The organism is Pseudoalteromonas sp. Scap06 (assembly GCF_013394165.1).
Lineage (GTDB): Bacteria > Pseudomonadota > Gammaproteobacteria > Enterobacterales > Alteromonadaceae > Pseudoalteromonas.
The window spans coordinates 2,392,209-2,410,205 of record NZ_CP041330.1; the positions used below are offsets into that span (position 1 = coordinate 2,392,209).

A 17,997-nucleotide genomic window follows, 5' to 3' on the forward strand; every position below is an offset into this window, starting at 1 on the left:
CATCGTTTTTTTTATAAGTTGGAGCGGCCTTTGTAAACAGATTGAGCCGCAATTATTGACTGATTTAACTATACTAACCAGCCCAGAATTAGCTGGTAGAAAAACGAATAGCCATGCAGCATTACTCACTAGGGAGTATTTAAAAACACGCTTCAAAGGGCATCAACTCACAGTAAGTGAACAACCTTTTACTTATTCCTCAGGGCTGTTTTTTAACGCACAAGGCGTTAATATTATTGCCACTAATACTGTAAAAGATTTACCCGTTATTGTTATTACTGCGCATTATGATCATTTAGGTCTACAAGCAGGAAAATTACACCCAGGTGCTAACGATAATGCCTCGGGTGTTGCTGCATTACTTTATTTATCGAATGCGCTAACGGTTTCTTCTTCATATCGCTTTATGTTTGTTGCAACAGACGCTGAAGAAAATGGTTTACACGGCAGTGAGCACTTTGCCAAAACAATGCGCCAACTCCCAATTGTTTTAAATATTAACTTAGATATGTTGGCAGTTAAAAAGTCACATAAGCGGTTATACGCACTAACAAGTCGCGCATTAAAAACCCAGCTTAACCCTTTACTTACTCAGATTAACGGTGACAAGATCAAATTAAAGCCTGTTTATTCATCACGAAAAATGAGCCGACTCACCAACACTAAACAAATCGACTGGCACAGAGCCAGCGACCATTATTCATTCGCTAAACAAAAAATCCCGTATGTGTACTTTTCTATGGGGGCAGATAACTTCCATCATAGTACTAAAGATACGCTCGAAAATATAAATACTCCCCTCTATCAAGAAGCCGTATTGCTAATTGAGGCATTTATTAATCAGCTTTTGACAAGCCCTGTGGTATTAAGGCCCCCTTTAAAAGCAGCAACATAAGCCTCTTTTTTTGCTCGTGGAAGTTTTTTAATCGCATACTCTAATTTGCTCGCGTCGCTTTTAGTACCTACTTGTTGTTGATGAATGAGCACCAGCGGCCCTTTACCTTTGAGGTTTTTTGCCCCTTTACCTGCTTGGTGAGTAGCGATACGTCGGGCTACATCAACCGTAATGCCGGTATACCAATGACCAAACCGTGTTTGCACAATATAAAGTGACCAAGTCGCCGGTTTATTTTTACTATTGCTCAACTCATTGTTTAAACTTTTTTGATTACTAATGGTCAAAACCTCGCCCTAACACGCTAAACAAAAACAATTACTCAAAAGGGTTTTACCTTGAGTAACTAATCGGTATCATGCAGATTATAAAAAATAAGGATCACAACTAACAATGCAGTCGTTAAAAACTTTGTCTCTTTGGCTTATCGTCGCTTTAACGCTTAGTTCAGCCGCAGGTTGTTCTAGCTGGGTATACAGAATCAACATCCCTCAGGGTAACTTTTTAGAACAATCAGACGTTGATAAGCTTCGCGTTAATATGACTCGCGAACAAGTACTATACGTACTAGGCAGACCCATTGCCGAAGACGCCTTCGATAAAAATACTTGGCGTTATGTATACAGCTTTAATAAAGGACGTGCTAATGAACAATATAAATCATTAGTATTAAACTTTGAAAATGAGAAGCTAGTTACGGTATCGGGCGACTATGAGCAACCAGAAAACTTTACAACACCTTTAGAGCAATAAGAAGCTATTAAAGTGTTGTTAAAAAAGGTGAGCATGGCTCACCTTTTTTGTGTCTAACGATCTAACGGCCGGCCACCAGTGACTTTATTAGCACGGCCCTCTTCTTTGGCTTTTTCAGCACGTTTTCTGCGAGCATCTTTAGGATCGGCAATTAATGGGCGGTAAATTTCAATTCTGTCGCCATCTTTAAGCTCATGATTAAGCTTTACCGTTCTGTTCCATACGCCTAAAGTTAAATCGGTTGCATCAATCTCAGGGCACTTTTTAATAATCCCTGACTGTATTACTGCTTGCTCAGCCGTTGTACCTTGCAGCACTTCTATATTTAACGTGGTTGCCTTAGTGGGTAACGCGAACACAACTTCAATATTTATCATGCACGTTCTCCGTACACGGTTTTTGCACGTTGAGTAAATGCACTCACCATGTTTTTAGCCACATCATTAAAAATTTTACCAAACGCTAGCTCTATTAGCTTACTTGAAAACTCGAACTCTAACTGTAAATTAACCTTACACGCCTGCGCATCTAATTGCTGAAAGTGCCAGCGACCTTGTAGGGTTTTAAAAGGGCCATCAACCAAGCGAAGCATCACTGTTTGCTCATCAATTAGCGTATTTTCAGTGGTAAACCATTTTTTTATACCGGCTTTGGATATTTCTAAACTAGCGGTCATGTTATTATCATGCTGCTTAATAATTTTTGAGTCTGAACAATTAGGTAAAAACTGTGAATAGGCTTCTACATCATTGACTAGATCAAACATCTCTTTAGTGCTGTACATAACCAGCGCGCTTTTTTCTATTTGTGGCATACTCACTCCCAACTGTGTGCAGGAATTTTAGCAAGCTTTGTGCGTTTCCCCAAACTTTCATCGCGCTTAAATTAATCCTTCGCTTTTGCATGTATAATTTAAAAAATCGATGTAAAACATCTTGTATAACGTATATTATAGGGCACTATGGCTAAGAAAAATTCATCAAAATCGACAAGTAATACCATCGCGCTAAACAAAAAAGCGCGACACGAGTATTTTTTACACGACAAGTTTGAAGCAGGTGTTGAACTCCAAGGCTGGGAAGTAAAAAGTATCCGAGCAGGTAAGGTAAATATCTCTGAAACTTACATTCATCTTAAAAACGGTGAAGCATTTTTATTAGGTAGTACCATTCAGCCTTTAAATAGTGCATCAACACATGTTATTTGTGACCCGCTACGTTACCGTAAATTACTACTAAGCAGGCGTGAACTTGACCGCTTAGTTGGTGCAACTGAACGTGATGGTTATTCATTAGTTGCCACCGCTATGTATTGGAAAAAATGCTGGGTGAAGCTTGAATTCCATTTAGCTAAAGGTAAGAAAATGCATGACAAACGTGAAGATGGTAAAAATAAAGATTGGTCCCGTGAAAAAGAACGTTTAATGAAACACAAAGTTTAAATAAAGACGCCTAACATCATGTTAGGCGTTTTTTTTGATTAAATTTTTAAGAAAATACAAATTATTACAAATTAAAGTCGCTCAGTGATTTATTTTTTAATAATGACCAAAGCACTCTCCCGCACCAGATAGCGAGTATCCCATTGTTTTTCATTATTGAGAAAATCAGTATATATTCGTGCCGATAATAAAATCAGCTTTGCAGTCAATTGATAACAGTTAAGTTACATGGTATTAATAATTCGGCTTGAAAAAACAAGTAAATTATAACATATCAACAAGGACTTAAGGATGAAGCAATCAATTGCATTTACACCGAGCTTAATCATCGGTGCTACTATCGCATTGTCAGCAGGTTTTAGTACAACAACTTACGCTGCACAGCAGACTGCAGAAAAAGTAGAACGTATTCAAGTAACAGGCTCTCGTATCAAACGTTCCGATATCGAAGGCCCATCGCCAGTACAATCCATTAATAAAGAAGACATCGAAAACATGGGTTATGACAACCTACAACAGCTTCTTGAAAGAATGCCTGTTGCAGGTAATGGTACTTTTTCAACCCGTGGCAATAACCAAGACTCAACCGCTAATGGTTCAGCCGCCGTCAGCCTTCGTGGTTTAGGGGCTGATGCTACGTTGGTACTTATTAATGGTCGTCGTGTTGCTATAAGCGCATTTGCTGAAGGGATCACCAACTCATTTGTTGACATAAACAGCATTCCTGTTTCAGCAATTGAACGTATTGATATTTTAAAAGATGGCGCATCAGCAATCTATGGCTCTGATGCTGTAGCAGGTGTTGTAAACGTTATCTTGAAAAAAGACATCGACGGGATTGAAGTTAATTTAGGTTACGGCGGCACAGATGGCCCTAACTATGAAGAAACCACGGCTAGCATTGTTTGGGGTACAACGAGTGCAAAAAGTAGTGCGTCCGTTATTATTGATTACTTTAAAAACACGTCTTTATCATCAGACGAAATGGGCCGTTTAGGTACTGCTAATCAATCTCCTTATGGCGGCCAAGACTTTCGTTCATCACGTGGCTTCCCGGGCTACTTTTACGTAGATGGCGTTAAAACAATCGATCCTTCGTGTCCTGCTGAAAATGCAACATCAAGTGGTAGTTGCTTATTTGACTATGGTCCATTCGGCTATATTGCCCCTGCATCAGAACGTGTAGGCGCAATTTCACAATTTGAATACCGCTTCGACAATGGCATCACCGGCTTTTTAGAAATGGCTGTACAGCATAACAGCTCAGTTGCAGCTGGCGCACCAACGCCACTTGATGAAGATGCGGGTTTAACCGTACCAGGGAATCATCCAAATAACCCATTTGGTCAAGATATAGAAATTGGTCGTTACAGAACAGTGGATGCAGGCGCGCGTCAATGGGATATCGAATCAGACACATTACGTTTTGTTGCTGGTTTAAAAGGTGAAATTAACGACTGGAGCTGGGAAACAGCGGTACAAAAAGGGCGTAGCAAGTCATTACAAACAGGGGATCGTTCACAAGGTTGGGTTCGCACCGACTTTTTACAACAAGAGATTGACGCAGGTAACTACAACCCATTTGGCGGCACTTACAACGATCCGGCTGTTGTTGACAGAATCACAACGAGCTTGGTTCGCCAAGGTGAGTCTCATATGACGTCGTTCGATGCTAACATTTCAGGTGAAGCATTTAACTTTGGTGATGATGTTGTCATGATGGCGGCCGGTATTGAATACCGCGAAGAAGACGTAACTGATACGCCAGATGATCAATTTCAACGTGGGTTAATCTTTGGTACCGAGTCAGTTTCAGCTGCCGCAGAGCGCGACCAATACGCTGCCTATGTAGAGTTTTCAATTCCACTTGCGGAAAACTTAGAGCTACAACTTGCGGGCCGTTATGATGATTACAGTGACTTTGGCACTACGACAAACCCTAAAGTCGCTTTACGCTGGGCACCTAGTGATGAAATCACGGTTCGCGGTTCTTGGGCGCAAGGCTTTAGAGCACCTTCACTTGCACAAGTAGGTTTAGGGCCATCTCAAGAGAGTCAGTTCTTTATTGATAATTACCGCTGTGATGCAACAGGTAAAGATTGTGACCCGCTAGATTACAACATTGAATTTGCCGGTAACCCAGATTTAGAAGCTGAAGAATCTGAATCTTGGAATGTCGGCTTCATTTGGGCACCCACAACTGACTTTGGTTTAAGTATTGATGTGTGGAGTATCACCCAAGATAATAAAATTGATGAGCAAGAGTTTGGTCCAATTTACAACTCAGAGTGTAATAACCAAAATAGTACGGTATGTGTACGCTTACCACCATCAGGTACTGACAGCCTAGGAACTATTCAAAAGATATTCAGTACTTTTGAAAATGTATCATCACAAGAAGTTTCTGGCGTTGATATTTCAGCAAACTACAATCATTCACTGGATGAGTTAGGCTTACTAAAATTCAATTTAGAATGGGCTTACCAAGATAAATTTGAAAAAGACGGCCGCGATTACACTGGTGAATATGGCTACCCAGAGCACCGTTGGATTTTCTCAACAAACTGGGAAATTGGCCAATTCAACACGAATATGAACATTAGTTATGTGGGTGAGTTTGAAGATACGCCAGATATCGATTTCGATGGCAACTTAGACTTCGATAGTAATACATCGCGCACTGTTGATTCTCAAGTATTGGTTGATTTACAAACATCATACCGTATTACTGAGTCTGCAAAAGTATCGCTAGGTGTAAATAACTTATTTGATGAAGAGCCACCATTTGCAATTGGTGACGGTGATTCAGATCTGTATGGTTACGCATCGGGTGTACACAACCCTCGAGGTCGTTACATTTACACTAAAGTGAGCTTTTCGTTTTAATTAAAAGCAATAAAAAACCGCCAATATGGCGGTTTTTTTTTATCTTAAACTAAAGGGCTAGATTATAGCTCGCCTTCGTTTTCAGATAAGAATTTAGCTACGCCTTCAGGGCTTGCATCCATTCCTTTTTTACCTTCAGTCCAACCAGCAGGACATACTTCGCCATGCTCGCTGTGGAATGCTAATGCATCAACCATGCGGATCATTTCGTCGATGTTACGACCAAGTGGTAAATCGTTAACTACTTGGTGACGTACGTTACCTTCTTCGTCGATTAAGAAAGAACCACGAAATGCAACGCCCGCTTCTGGGTGCTCAACGTCGTATGCTTTACAGATCTCGTGTTTAACGTCTGCAACTAGTGCGTATTGAACTTTACCAATACCGCCGTCTGCTACTGCGGTGTTACGCCATGCGTTGTGTGAGAACTGTGAATCGATTGAAACACCAATTACTTCTACACCACGTTTTTGGAATTCTGCATAACGCTTATCAAAAGCAATAAGCTCAGAAGGACATACAAAAGTGAAATCTAGTGGGTAGAAAAAGATTACTGCTTTTTTACCTTTGATTTTTTCGTGAAGGTTATAGCTATCTACAATCTCACCGTTACCTAGAACAGCTGCAGCGGTAAAGTCTGGTGCCTGGCGGCCTACTAATACACCCATTTTATTCTCCAAATATTTTGAGTTTATTGTCAATTGCTTACGCAATACTGATAGTAATATGGGCACTAATTTTTAAATTACAATAGCACCATATCTAATTAATCATTATTCTATGGCTATCAAAAATAAATTAACAATCGTATTTATAGATAGCGCCGTTCTAAAATAGCGAACGCTTGATAAATACACGGATTATTGTTCATAAAAAAACCTGCTTAAAGCAGGTTTTTTTTCTAATCCATAATGTCGCTAGGCATATCACCGCGAATATGTTGCCATATTTCACCGGTTTGATGACCATACTTACGCATCATGGATATCGCACCATCGTGCTCTTTATTCTCAGCAAGCTTAGTGAGATCTTTATAGAATTGACGTGCAAGCTCACGAGTGCGAGGATCTGAAAAGTAATGACAACCAATCTTAGAATAAAAGCCTTTGAAACCATTAAGAATAAGCACATAAATGCGATTGTTACCAGCAACAGCTAACTCATGGTGCACTTTATAGTCATAATCAGCAAATGCTTGCGCACTGTCTTCTAGCTCATCACTTTGCGATAAAATTTCAATAACGCGCTCTGGTGCAAGCTTTATTGCTGCACGGGTGTAAATTGCGCTGATGTTGGTGCGTGCTGAAAGTAACTGATCGGTCAACTCTGGCATTTTGTCTTCGTCTAAACGGGCCAGTGTTTCAAGAATATTTAACCCTGACGTTTCCCAAAAATTATTTACGCGAGTAGGTTTACCATGTTGTATTGTTAACCAACCGTCTCTTGCTAATCGTTGTAACACTTCACGCAATGTGGTTCTAGTAACACCAATTAACTCTGAGAGTTCACGCTCAGCTGGCAGAATTGAACCTGGAGGGAAATCACCATTCCAGATTGACTCTACTATGTATTCCTCAGCAAATCCTGCTGGGCTTTTCGCTTTAAAAATTCTCATTCAATTCCTACTCGAATTAATTCACATTACATCGCTACATACGATTAACTGACTGATTGTACCAGACAAGTCACAACTAACAAGTAAAGTAAGTTAAATTACCTAGGTATGTGATTAAAAGGGTAACTTTACTGGTAGAAATTAAACACAATATGAATGCCCACCTATTATTCATACGAGACAGTTTGACTAGCTCTTACAACTGGATTAACTTGATGGCTCTGGGGAAAGTCATGTAACAGAATATCCCTAACTTTGAGGTGCGAAAAGCTTTCATAGCTCCTCGCTTTTTCCTTTTACTTGCCCCGCTGTTTATCCTAAGTCATAATCTAAGCCCTTATTTAAATACGGAATTGTTATGAACTGGCTTGCTAATCTAAGTACTCAGCGTACACCTTGGTTATTATTCAGTGGGATTGTTTTTCTGCTTGAAGTTACTGCACTTTTCTTTCAATACAACATGGGGTTAGCGCCATGCATTATGTGCATATACCAGCGCACCGCAGTATTAGGCCTACTTTTTGCGGGTATGATTGGAGCCAGTAAACCAAACAGCCTCATAGTACGTATTGTCGCTTATGCTGTTTGGGGGATTTCAAGTGTATGGGGGTTACTAATAGCCCGTGAGCACATTGAAATGCAAACAACCACAGACCCATTTGCATTTAGCTGTGAATTTGAGCCAAACTTTCCAGAATTTATACCGTTACATCACTGGATACCGCAGTTTTTTGAAGCGACAGGTGACTGCGGAAATATAGATTGGCAATTTGCCAGCCTAAGTATGCCAGCGTGGATGGAAATTATTTTTGTACTCTTTACCGCCACACTGTTTATATTAGTGGCCAGTCGATTAATTACTAAAAAGTCACTTTAATATGTTTACTTTTTTTTCAAGCCAAGTTGATGAGCTTAAACATTTAAAAGTTCGTCAACGACAAACTGTTATAGCTATCTCTTTAAGCATGCTATCACCCAGTGACAGGGTCTTTATACGCATACTAAAGCTGATGCTATTAAGCCCATTCTTTTTAATATTTACTCTTTTCGAAGGTTGGTTACTGGTGCCCTTTTTAATTGTAGCTGGGTTGAGCTATCCGCTATTAACAGCACCAGTAGATATTAACTTTGCTAAAAAGCACCTTGGTGCTGCCTTAAAACAGTTTGATCAGGGCGCATAGCGCCCTTTTTAGTTAAAACGTCACCTTTCCATCAAGTTTGGCTAGCATTTTTTTACCCACCCCTTTTACTTTAGCTAGATCTTCAAGTGATGCGAAATCACCATTAGCTTCTCTATAATCGATAATTGCCTGTGCCTTTTTCTTACCGACACCTGGTAACTTAATTAACTGTTTTAAATCAGCACTATTAATATTAACCATGGCTGATTGCATCTGCTCTGATAGCATATCGCTTTGCGCAAAGGTGGTACCCATAGGTAATAAACATAAAGCAGCTGCTAACGAGATTATTTTAATTAATTTCATACTATTTCCTTTTGCGTTCCTACATGAACATTCGTTGATTATTTACACCCAGCACTTTTACATAACGTTGTGGTTACTAAGTACTAACGGTAACAATCACTCCTTGCGACTCCTTTACTGCAACGCGTTATAAAGTGACTTAATAAATAAAGTAGAGTCAGCCTTTATTGTCAACTAAGCTGCAGATAAACTAAGGCTAAAGCTTGCAAAATAACGCGCAAGCTTGTACTGTACATAAAAACAGTAATCTAATGATTTAAAATAATCATATTGCCACGTAAGTAAGCAGGAGAAATCATGGCTGTTGTTGTTAAATATGTTGTAGAACGAAACGGAGTCGAGCGCATGACGTTTACTACTAAAAAAGAAGCTGATGCCTATGACAAAATGCTCGATATCGCCGAGTCACTAGAACTAATGCTTGAAAAAGTAGATGTGCCGCTAAGTGAACAACAAGTTGAGTCGCTTGCACTTGAGATTGCGAAAAGTAAAGACGACTTTATGGCGGTACTTAAGGGGACTAAAGAAGTACCTGCAAAAGCTAAAAAAACAAAGTCAGATAACGTTGCAGATATAAAAGATAAAGCTGCAAGTTAGTACTTTTAAAAACCTAATAGTAATTATTAAAAAAACTGAATTCGGTATTCGAATTCAGTTTTTTTTATGCCTTTAAATAATGATAGCTAAAAGCGAGTAAATCATCACTATTTGCTAATGTTAAAAGTCAGTCGATAAAAATGCCAACCAGTTAAACTGGTTGGCATTTTTTTAAACCAAAACTTAGGTTAACTAATCACTTATAATGACGATTCAACTTCATCAAACAGATCAGTAATTTCCTTTTTCGGTTCAGCTGTCATAAGGCTTCCTACTACAATCGCAATACTTGCTAAAATAAAGCCAGGGACGATTTCATAGATCACGCTACTCAAACTCTCACCATTAATAGTAATAGGCGCATAAATCCACACAAGCACCGTTAGTGCACCTACAACCATACCACTGATAGCCCCTTTTAAGTTCATACGCTTCCAGTAAAGGCTAAACAATACCAGTGGACCGAATGCAGCACCGAAACCAGCCCATGCATTACTTACTAAATCTAGTATTGAACTATTGCGGTCATACGCTAAGTAGATTGCAAATAACGCAACCAATATCACGCTAATACGCCCTACTAATACCAGCTCAGTTTGCGAAGCATTACGATTTAAGTAGATCTTATAAAAGTCTTCAGTTAAAGAACTTGAACACACCAATAGTTGCGATGAAATAGTACTCATAATCGCAGCTAAAATAGCCGCTAGTAGGAAACCGGCAATTAACGGATGGAATATTAATTCAGCTAATACTAGGAAGATTGTTTCTTTGTCGGCAATCGGCATTTGGTTTTCAATCATGAATGCTGCGCCAAATAGCCCGGTAAATACCGCACCAATAGCGGATAGCGTCATCCAAGACATACCAATACGACGCATGGTTGGCATTTCTTTTACTGAGCGAATAGACATAAAGCGAACAATAATATGCGGCTGACCAAAGTAACCTAAGCCCCACGCCATTGCAGAAATAATAGCAATGGTAGAACCGCCCGCAAACCAGTCAAGCATACTTAAAGAATGAATTTCGCTTGCTTTAGGCGAGCTTAGTAACTGCTGATAGTTTGCATTTGCTAAGGTATCCATAAAGGGTTGGTCAAGCATCATGTAGGTGGCAATTGGCACTGCCAACAACGAAATAAACATGATACAGCCTTGCACAAAGTCTGTAAGGCTAACCGCTAAAAAACCACCAAACAAGGTATATACCACTACTACACCCGTGGTGATGTATAAGCCCATTTCGTAACTCATTTGAAATGAGTTTTCAAATAACTTACCACCGGCAACAACTCCCGATGAAGTATATAAGGTAAAGAAAACAATAATTACTATTGCAGAGATAACACGTAGGATATTTTTGTTGTCATCAAAACGGTTTGCAAAGAAATCAGGGATAGTAATGGAGTCATTGGCTTTTTCAGTATAAACACGCAGTCTTGGTGCTACTAAAAAGTAGTTTGCCCATGCACCTAATACTAAACCAATTGCAATCCAAACCTTACTCAATCCAAATAAATACATTGCGCCAGGTAAACCCATTAATAACCAACCACTCATATCTGATGCACCAGCCGATAGGGCAGCTACACTGGGGGCTAAATTACGACCACCTAGCATATACCCTGAAATATCACTGGTAGATTGCTTATATGCGTATAGTCCTATTCCTAGCATTACAATAAAGTATAATGCCAGTGAAATAATCATTCCTGTTTCCAAATTCGCCTCCACTTAAAAAAGTAATAATAGGCTTGTAATCCAAATAATGACTCTTGAAATCTTATAATTAAGACAGTATTGGAATAAAAGCTTTCTACTCAACTATAACACGGTAATCGCTAATAACTCCAACCCGCTAATTTAAGTAGATAAAAAACCATCCATTCGCTTGTTTTTAAAACGAATAGAGTAAAAACAATAAGTTTAGATTAATTAAAATTACCCAAGCCATGATATTTTATTAATAAAATTCATTTTACCGATGCTATTTTGAATGTTTTCCAATATATTATTACAATGTTAATTAATTTCTACCTTTACGGAATCTTATATGTATTTTTACGCTGCTCGCCAACCCATTTTAGATCGCAATAAGGAGCTAATTGGCTACGAGCTTTTATTTCGTGATGGGGTAGATAACGTATTTCCAAATATTGACGGCGACGAAGCGACGTCTCGCCTAATTGAAGGCAGTCAGTTTAATTTTGGCCTTGAAGATTTAACCGATAATAAACCCGCTTATATTAACTTTACCCTAGACACCTTATTAAAAGGCTACCCTACGCTATTAAATAAAGACGGGGTAGTTATTGAAATATTAGAAACCGTTCAGCCAGGAAAACGCCTGCTCGCAATAGTTAAAGATCTAAAAGAAAAAGGGTATACACTCGCTCTAGATGACTACGCGCACCAACCTGTTTGGCGCCACTTTTATCCATTTATTGATATCATTAAAATTGATTTTTTAAAGTGCGATATAGAAATCGTTAAAGCCCTCATCGAGGACTTAAAACCTTACCCTCATATTAAATTACTTGCAGAAAAAGTTGAAACCTACGAGCTTTACAACCAAGCTTTTGAACTGGGCTTTGAGTACTTTCAAGGCTTTTTCTTTTCAAAACCTGAGATGGTGCAAAGTAAAGCCTTACCGCCATCAGGCATGGCACTGGCTGAACTGCTCTATGAAACATCCAGTGTAGAAATGGATCTTAAAAAAATCACCGATGTATTTGAGCGTGATGTTAACTTATCATATAAACTACTGCGCTATTCAAACTCAGCAGCATTTACCCGCCGCTCTGAAATAAGCACTATAAAACAAGCACTAATTGTATTAGGCGCTGCTGAAATAAAAAAGCTGCTCTCTTTATTGTTTGCAGCACAAGTCTCTGCCGATAAGCCATTAGAGCTTATTAGACTGTCGTTAACGCGGGCGCGTTTTTGTGAGTTGTTAGCTATTTCACATGGCAAACTGAAAGACACAGGCATGGCGTTCTTAACTGGCATGATGTCGCTTATGGATGCGATATTAGATGAAGAAATGGACAGCGTAATGCTTAAATTACCTCTATCTAATGAGATAAAAACAGCGCTATTAAAAAATGAAGGGCTACTTTCCGAATACTTAAGTTTAGTGACTCTGTATGAGCAAGGTGATTGGCAAGCTGCGAATGACAAAGCTCAGCAACTAAACTTAGGTGATGAAGTGCCTGATGCATACCACGAAGCTCTCAATTGGGTTAGTGAGCAAATGCAGGTGATGATTGATAGCTAAGAGATCTTTGATGCCCATTAACAAAAACGCCAGCATTTGCTGGCGTTTCTATTTTAATTAAAGACTTTCTAAAAAATCTTCATCAAAATCTTCAGGCTCTTCTTTTATTGGCGGGTTACCGTCAAATAACTCGTATAATTGACGCTGAAAATAAATGTCTTTAATAAATAAGTAGGGATCTAACGAATCATTTAATAACCCTTCCTGAGCCATTAAAGACGCACGCGCTTCAACCGCTTTTAGTGCGAACACTAAAATGGTTTGTGGCGTGGTCAGTGCTATTTCAGGCAATACAAGGTTATCAACAACATCACCGGTTAAGTTACGTGCGGTAGATGGCCCCATTGCTGGGATCATTAAATAAGCACCATCACCCACTCCCCACACACCTAAAGTTTGGCCAAAGTCCTCGCTAGTTACTTCAAGCCCAAGTGAGCTGGCCACATCAAATATGCCAAATACACCCACCGTTGAATTCACTAAAAAACGTGCAAAATTAATTCCAGCACTGCTTGGTTTTCCTTGCAGGCCGGCATTTATAATATCAACGGGTGCAGTAATATTATCGGTAAAGTGCACAATACTACGACGAACAGGCTGCGGTGTAACAGTGATGTAACCCACTGCTGCTGGCCTTAAAATATAGGTATCGAGTACGTCCATATTAAAGTCATAAATGGGTCTATTTACACTTTGTAAGGGATCGCGCTCATCATATTTACTCTCGGGCACTTGAGCACAGCCCGATAAGGTGAGTAAACATAATAAAAGTAAGCCTTGTTTTAACATCTCAAATCCTTAAGGTATTAATGTATCAATGTTCAGTTGCACTTGTCGCACATCTTTACGAAGCAGTACTTCAGAGTGGCCTTCAAGCTCACCAGTACTTGGCATCACTGAATCATCATTAGAAATACGCGCAGAAATAACAATTTCATTAGCACTGGATAAATTTAGCCCCGCCATCATGGCGTTCTTGTCGCTCAGCTCAACGGTGATTGGAAAGCTATAGTCAGTCAGTTTAACAACGGCTAAAGGCATTGGTGAACCTTCAGAAGCTTTAGCAAACACAAACAAAATACCGTTACTGGGCTGTTTCTCTTCGAGTTGCTCGTCAATCTTAACCGTAACCTGAATACCCTGTACAACTCGCTGGTCGTGGCTGTTTAGCTCACTTTGCTTAGCTATTTGGCCATCAATTTCACTAATGCGCTTTGAAATCATAGCATAACGCGTATCTGACTCGTCCATACTGGCAAGAAGTACCTCAAATGCAGCTTTTGCCTGTATCCAATCCTTTCTCTCAAAAGCAATCAGCGCAAGTAACGAAATCGCATCGAGGTTATTTGGCTGTGCTTGTAGTACTTTAGAAAGCATACCCGCTGCGCGAGTCATATTTTCATCACTACCCTCAAGTAATAATACCTGCGAGTAACTCACCAAAGCTTGCATATTATCAGAGTTCATTGACAATGCTTTATCAAATGACTGTTTTGCCATGTCAAACTCATTAAGCATTATAGCCACACGCCCTAACAGCATCCAAGCCACTTCATCGTCACCGCTTTGGCTTAACTTAGTACGCAGTGCCAATGCAAACGCTTGCAGTTCATTTTTAGTTAACGGCTCACCTTTTTGCATTACAGCGCGTTGGCCATAATCGGCCAAATTGTCCATTGCATCATGCCAAGCCGCTATTTGTTGCTGGCTGCCGGTCATTGCATAAAATATACCCGCTAACGCAATTAAAAACGCCGCCCCTGTTAAAGCAAATATACGATTATCACCACGACTATTGAGTGACTTTTCTGGTGATAATTCATTTAGCAAACGGCGTTTTAGCTCAACAATTGCCTCGCTGTGGTTTTGCGAGTCTATGCGTTGGTTGTCTAAATCAGCCTGCAGTTCAACTAAACGCTGCTCATAAATGCTGATAAGCTCAGCATTAGCGTTATGAGTAATCGTTACTACGCGCTCTTTTTTTAAAAAAGGCACAATAATAAACAGCAATGCAATGAGTGTGAGTAAAGCAAAAGACGCCCACATTAGAATCATTTAACTTTGCTCCTGACGTTTATTTTGTTTAATCAACTTATTGAGCATCACTTCATCAGTGTCACTCCACGTTTGTTTTACCGACGCTTTACGCTGGCGAATAACAATAAAGCCAAAGCCTATTATTACAATGAGTACTGGCAACACCCACAGAATTAACGTAGCCGGCGTTACTGGTGGATCGTAATGAACAAAGTAGCCATAGCGGTCAATCATATAGTCAATGACTTCGTCTTTGCTTTTACCATCTTTTACTAACGCCAATACGCGATCGCGTAAATCTTTTGCAACTACGGCATCTGAATCAGCAATATTTTGGTTTTGACATTTAGGGCAGCGTAATTCCTTAGTTAGCTCTTCAAAACGAACCGCTTGATCGTTGCTATCAAACTGATAACGGTCTTGTTGAGCAAACGCAGCTAAACTAACAAATAAGCTAAGGGTTAATAAAAACAATCTCATTGCTGAAGCTCCTGCATAAGAGGCGCAAATTTAGCGCGCCAAACTCGAGGGTTTATATCACCGGTGTGGTGTAACAAAATAGTACCATTTTTATCAACTAAAAATGTTTCTGGTGCTCCAGACACCCCCAAATCTAACGCCAAAGAGCGCTCTAAATCTAAAATATTAAACTGATAAGGGTTACCTGCGCGCGCAAGCATATTACTCACATCGTCACGCAGAGCTTGCATATCAAACGGGCCATCAAAGTCGGCATCGTAGCTTTGCACATAATACAAACCGATAATTTTAATGCCTTGTTCGCGAAGCTTAGTTAAATAATCAAGCTCAGCTAGACACGTTGGGCACCATGTGCCCCACACGTTTAATAAATACACATCACCTTTTAACTGCTCATCAGTCCAACGTTTATTATCTTGCATTAAATCAGGCAAGTTAAATGTCGGTACGGTTTGACCAATACGTCCTGTTTGTATTTCCCGAGGGTTAGCAAACAACCCTTGATATAAAAACACACAAATAAAGATGAAAATTAATAAAGGGACTATTGCCATCAATTTACGATTCATAATGCCCCCTCTAATTCATCTTTGCGGGGTGTAGCGCGATAACGCTTATCAAATAAAATCACAAACCCAGCGAGTGAGATCAGAATGCCACCAATCCACATCCAACGCACAAACGGCTTGTGGTAAATACGTAATGACCATGCTCCTTCACTTAATTGCTCGCCAAGGGCGAGATATAAATCGCGAGTAAAACCTGCATCTATTGCAGCTTCAGTCATAAATTGCATACCAATATCGTATCGGCGTTTTTCTGCATAAAGACGCGCAATCGTTTTGTCTTCTTTTGACACTGTTACCACACCAGCATGACCACTGTAGTTTGCACCACGAATTGTCTTCACGCCTTCAAAACGGTATTGATACTGATTAAGCTGTACGCTATCACCTGGCTTCATGGCTACATCGCGCTCAACTGAATACGCAGAGGTAAGGGTAATACCGGCAATAACAAAGGCTAAACCAACATGACCAAGCACCATAGCCCAATAACTTAAACCTAAGCGTTTGATGCCAAGTTTAATTGTTCCATGAACTGCGGCCTTGGTGTAAAGGTCGATAAAGGTGGCTATAAATATCCATACACCCAATGTAGTCGCTAACAGAGTGAGTGGCGTAACCACTTCATAACTGCTAAACAGCCAAGCACAGGTAACAACAACACTGGCTAGTGCGCCAACAAATATTTTGTTTTGTAAAAATGCCCATTTATTTTGCTTCCAGCGCAAAAATGGCCCTATGCCCATTAAAATCGCAAATGGCACCAGTAGAATGGCAAACATTTTATTAAAGAAAGGTTCGCCAATAGAAATGCTGCCTAAGCCCATTTCTTTGTGCACCATAGGTAATAAAGTACCTAATAGTACAATTAAGGTGGCAACCACTAAGAAAATGTTATTTAGCCAAAGTGCTACTTCACGAGAGACAAACTTATAACGTCCTTCACTTTTAACTTGTGACACACGCAAGCCGTAAAGCGCTAAGCCGCCGCCAACAACAATGGCTAAGAAAGCAAGAATAAATAGTCCACGATCTGGATCGGTTGCAAAGGCGTGCACCGAAACAATAATCCCTGAACGAACAATAAAAGTGCCCAGTAAACTTAATGAAAAAGCAGCAATTGCTAATAATACGGTCCATGATTTAAATACACCGCGCTTTTCAGTCACACTTAAAGAGTGTAATAAAGCCGTTGCCACTAACCATGGCATCAGTGATGCGTTCTCAACTGGATCCCAGAACCACCAGCCGCCCCAGCCAAGTTCTGCATAGGCCCACCAACTACCAATGGTAATACCTAAGGTTAAAAAGCCCCATGCAGTCATTGTCCATGGGCGTGACCACTTCGCCCAGGTATTATCGAGTTTACCAGTTAATAGTGCAGCAATAGCAAAGGAAAAAGCCACAGAAAGCCCCACATACCCCATGTAAAGTAATGGTGGATGAATGATCATGCCTGGGTCTTGTAATAATGGGTTTAAGTCTCGCCCTTCAACTGGGAAATAGGGCAATAAACGCTCAAACGGACTTGAAAGCAATAAGGTGTACATCATAAAGCCGACACCTAAAAAGCCAAGCACACCTAATACACGAGCACGAAGCACCCAAGGAAGTGACTTTGAACGCACAGCGACCAGAGCTGTCCACCCGGCTTGCATAAGTAACCACAGTAAAATAGCACCTTCATGACCGCCCCATGTAGAGGTGATTTTATAATACCAAGGTAAGGTGCTACTTGAATGATAAGCAACGTAAGACACGGTAAAATCATCGGTGAGGCTGGCATAAATAAGAACAGCGAACGACAAAGCAACAAATGCAAACTGACCAACCGCTAATGATGGCGCTGCGCGCATCAAACGAAGATTACCTGTGTGTGCTCCCCAAAGTGGGAAAATACACAACAGCACACTGAGCACCATGGCCAATGTTAAAGAAAAATAACCAATTTCTGGGATCAT

The 17,997-nt window shown here is 40.0% G+C and carries 20 protein-coding genes; 8 read left to right on the forward strand and 12 right to left on the reverse strand.

The features are described from left to right. The first annotated feature begins 55 nt into the window (after positions 1-55). Positions 56-895, forward strand: a complete 840-nt coding sequence (locus FLM47_RS11075) for a M28 family peptidase (RefSeq protein WP_218651601.1) — start codon at positions 56-58, stop codon at positions 893-895. On the opposite strand, the gene FLM47_RS11080 is transcribed toward FLM47_RS11075, so the two are convergent. Further along, entirely contained in the window at positions 841-1,182 is a 342-nt protein-coding gene (locus FLM47_RS11080; protein WP_138605340.1) for a GIY-YIG nuclease family protein, read from the reverse strand. The two genes, FLM47_RS11075 and FLM47_RS11080, sit on opposite strands and share 55 nt — an antisense overlap. Before the next feature lie 106 nt (positions 1,183-1,288). On the opposite strand from FLM47_RS11080, the gene FLM47_RS11085 reads away from it, so the two are divergent. After that, positions 1,289-1,648 carry an outer membrane protein assembly factor BamE gene (locus FLM47_RS11085; RefSeq protein WP_138605338.1) on the forward strand — a complete coding sequence of 120 codons (360 nt, stop codon included), beginning with the start codon at positions 1,289-1,291 and terminating at the stop codon, positions 1,646-1,648. A gap of 53 nt (positions 1,649-1,701) precedes the next feature. Here the strand turns inward: FLM47_RS11085 and FLM47_RS11090 are convergent, their stop codons facing one another. Together FLM47_RS11090 and FLM47_RS11095 are read right to left on the reverse strand one after the other, a co-directional pair. Beyond that, positions 1,702-2,025: an RnfH family protein gene (locus FLM47_RS11090; RefSeq protein ID WP_008109106.1), complete on the reverse strand. Its 324-nt coding sequence runs from the start codon at positions 2,023-2,025 to the stop codon at positions 1,702-1,704. After that, positions 2,022-2,462 (reverse strand): type II toxin-antitoxin system RatA family toxin, encoded by a 441-nt coding sequence (locus tag FLM47_RS11095; RefSeq protein ID WP_138605336.1) that lies wholly within the window; start codon positions 2,460-2,462, stop codon positions 2,022-2,024. Before FLM47_RS11095 ends, FLM47_RS11090 begins: the two co-directional genes overlap by 4 nt. Before the next feature lie 147 nt (positions 2,463-2,609). Between FLM47_RS11095 and smpB the strand changes: the two genes are divergently transcribed. After that, a complete protein-coding gene (gene smpB, locus FLM47_RS11100) occupies positions 2,610-3,089 on the forward strand; it encodes an SsrA-binding protein SmpB (RefSeq protein WP_008109102.1) in 480 nt (159 codons plus the stop codon). A gap of 291 nt (positions 3,090-3,380) precedes the next feature. After that, complete coding sequence (locus FLM47_RS11105; protein ID WP_178956397.1) at positions 3,381-5,975, forward strand: TonB-dependent receptor; 2,595 nt, start codon at positions 3,381-3,383, stop codon at positions 5,973-5,975. A gap of 62 nt (positions 5,976-6,037) precedes the next feature. On the opposite strand, the gene FLM47_RS11110 is transcribed toward FLM47_RS11105, so the two are convergent. Together FLM47_RS11110 and fadR are read right to left on the reverse strand one after the other, a co-directional pair. Further along, positions 6,038-6,643, reverse strand: coding sequence for a peroxiredoxin (locus FLM47_RS11110; protein WP_008109095.1), 606 nt, complete (start codon positions 6,641-6,643; stop codon positions 6,038-6,040). A gap of 233 nt (positions 6,644-6,876) precedes the next feature. After that, a complete protein-coding gene (gene fadR, locus FLM47_RS11115) occupies positions 6,877-7,590 on the reverse strand; it encodes a fatty acid metabolism transcriptional regulator FadR (protein WP_138605332.1) in 714 nt (237 codons plus the stop codon). 358 nt (positions 7,591-7,948) lie between these two features. On the opposite strand from fadR, the gene dsbB reads away from it, so the two are divergent. Together dsbB and FLM47_RS11125 are read left to right on the forward strand one after the other, a co-directional pair. Further along, the gene (gene dsbB, locus FLM47_RS11120; protein WP_138605330.1) at positions 7,949-8,467 is read left to right on the forward strand and encodes a disulfide bond formation protein DsbB; all 519 of its coding nucleotides are present in this window, start codon (positions 7,949-7,951) and stop codon (positions 8,465-8,467) included. Position 8,468: 1 nt separating this feature from the next. Then, positions 8,469-8,771: a hypothetical protein gene (locus tag FLM47_RS11125; RefSeq protein WP_010387958.1), complete on the forward strand. Its 303-nt coding sequence runs from the start codon at positions 8,469-8,471 to the stop codon at positions 8,769-8,771. 12 nt (positions 8,772-8,783) lie between these two features. Here the strand turns inward: FLM47_RS11125 and FLM47_RS11130 are convergent, their stop codons facing one another. After that, positions 8,784-9,077 (reverse strand): ComEA family DNA-binding protein, encoded by a 294-nt coding sequence (locus FLM47_RS11130; RefSeq protein ID WP_138605328.1) that lies wholly within the window; start codon positions 9,075-9,077, stop codon positions 8,784-8,786. Positions 9,078-9,374: 297 nt separating this feature from the next. Here FLM47_RS11130 and FLM47_RS11135 point away from each other — a divergent pair, with 297 nt between their 5' ends. After that, complete coding sequence (locus FLM47_RS11135; RefSeq protein WP_010387955.1) at positions 9,375-9,674, forward strand: YebG family protein; 300 nt, start codon at positions 9,375-9,377, stop codon at positions 9,672-9,674. Positions 9,675-9,874: 200 nt separating this feature from the next. Here the strand turns inward: FLM47_RS11135 and putP are convergent, their stop codons facing one another. Continuing rightward, positions 9,875-11,386, reverse strand: a complete 1,512-nt coding sequence (gene putP / locus FLM47_RS11140) for a sodium/proline symporter PutP (RefSeq protein ID WP_138605326.1) — start codon at positions 11,384-11,386, stop codon at positions 9,875-9,877. Between the two features lie 343 nt (positions 11,387-11,729). Between putP and FLM47_RS11145 the strand changes: the two genes are divergently transcribed. Next, on the forward strand, positions 11,730-12,953 hold the full coding sequence (locus FLM47_RS11145; protein WP_178956398.1) for an EAL and HDOD domain-containing protein: 1,224 nt from the start codon (positions 11,730-11,732) through the stop codon (positions 12,951-12,953). A 57-nt stretch (positions 12,954-13,010) separates the two neighbouring features. On the opposite strand, the gene FLM47_RS11150 is transcribed toward FLM47_RS11145, so the two are convergent. From FLM47_RS11150 to FLM47_RS11170, 5 genes are read right to left on the reverse strand one after another with little or no spacing between them, the layout of a single operon-like run. Next, complete coding sequence (locus tag FLM47_RS11150) at positions 13,011-13,742, reverse strand: VacJ family lipoprotein (RefSeq protein WP_138605324.1); 732 nt, start codon at positions 13,740-13,742, stop codon at positions 13,011-13,013. Positions 13,743-13,751: 9 nt separating this feature from the next. Further along, positions 13,752-15,008, reverse strand: coding sequence for a c-type cytochrome biogenesis protein CcmI (gene ccmI / locus FLM47_RS11155; protein WP_138605323.1), 1,257 nt, complete (start codon positions 15,006-15,008; stop codon positions 13,752-13,754). After that, positions 15,009-15,470: a cytochrome c-type biogenesis protein gene (locus FLM47_RS11160; protein ID WP_178956399.1), complete on the reverse strand. Its 462-nt coding sequence runs from the start codon at positions 15,468-15,470 to the stop codon at positions 15,009-15,011. Beyond that, complete coding sequence (locus FLM47_RS11165; protein WP_138605321.1) at positions 15,467-16,039, reverse strand: DsbE family thiol:disulfide interchange protein; 573 nt, start codon at positions 16,037-16,039, stop codon at positions 15,467-15,469. Before FLM47_RS11165 ends, FLM47_RS11160 begins: the two co-directional genes overlap by 4 nt. Then, positions 16,036-17,997 (reverse strand): heme lyase CcmF/NrfE family subunit, encoded by a 1,962-nt coding sequence (locus FLM47_RS11170; protein ID WP_178956400.1) that lies wholly within the window; start codon positions 17,995-17,997, stop codon positions 16,036-16,038. The genes FLM47_RS11165 and FLM47_RS11170 overlap by 4 nt, the downstream gene beginning before the upstream one ends.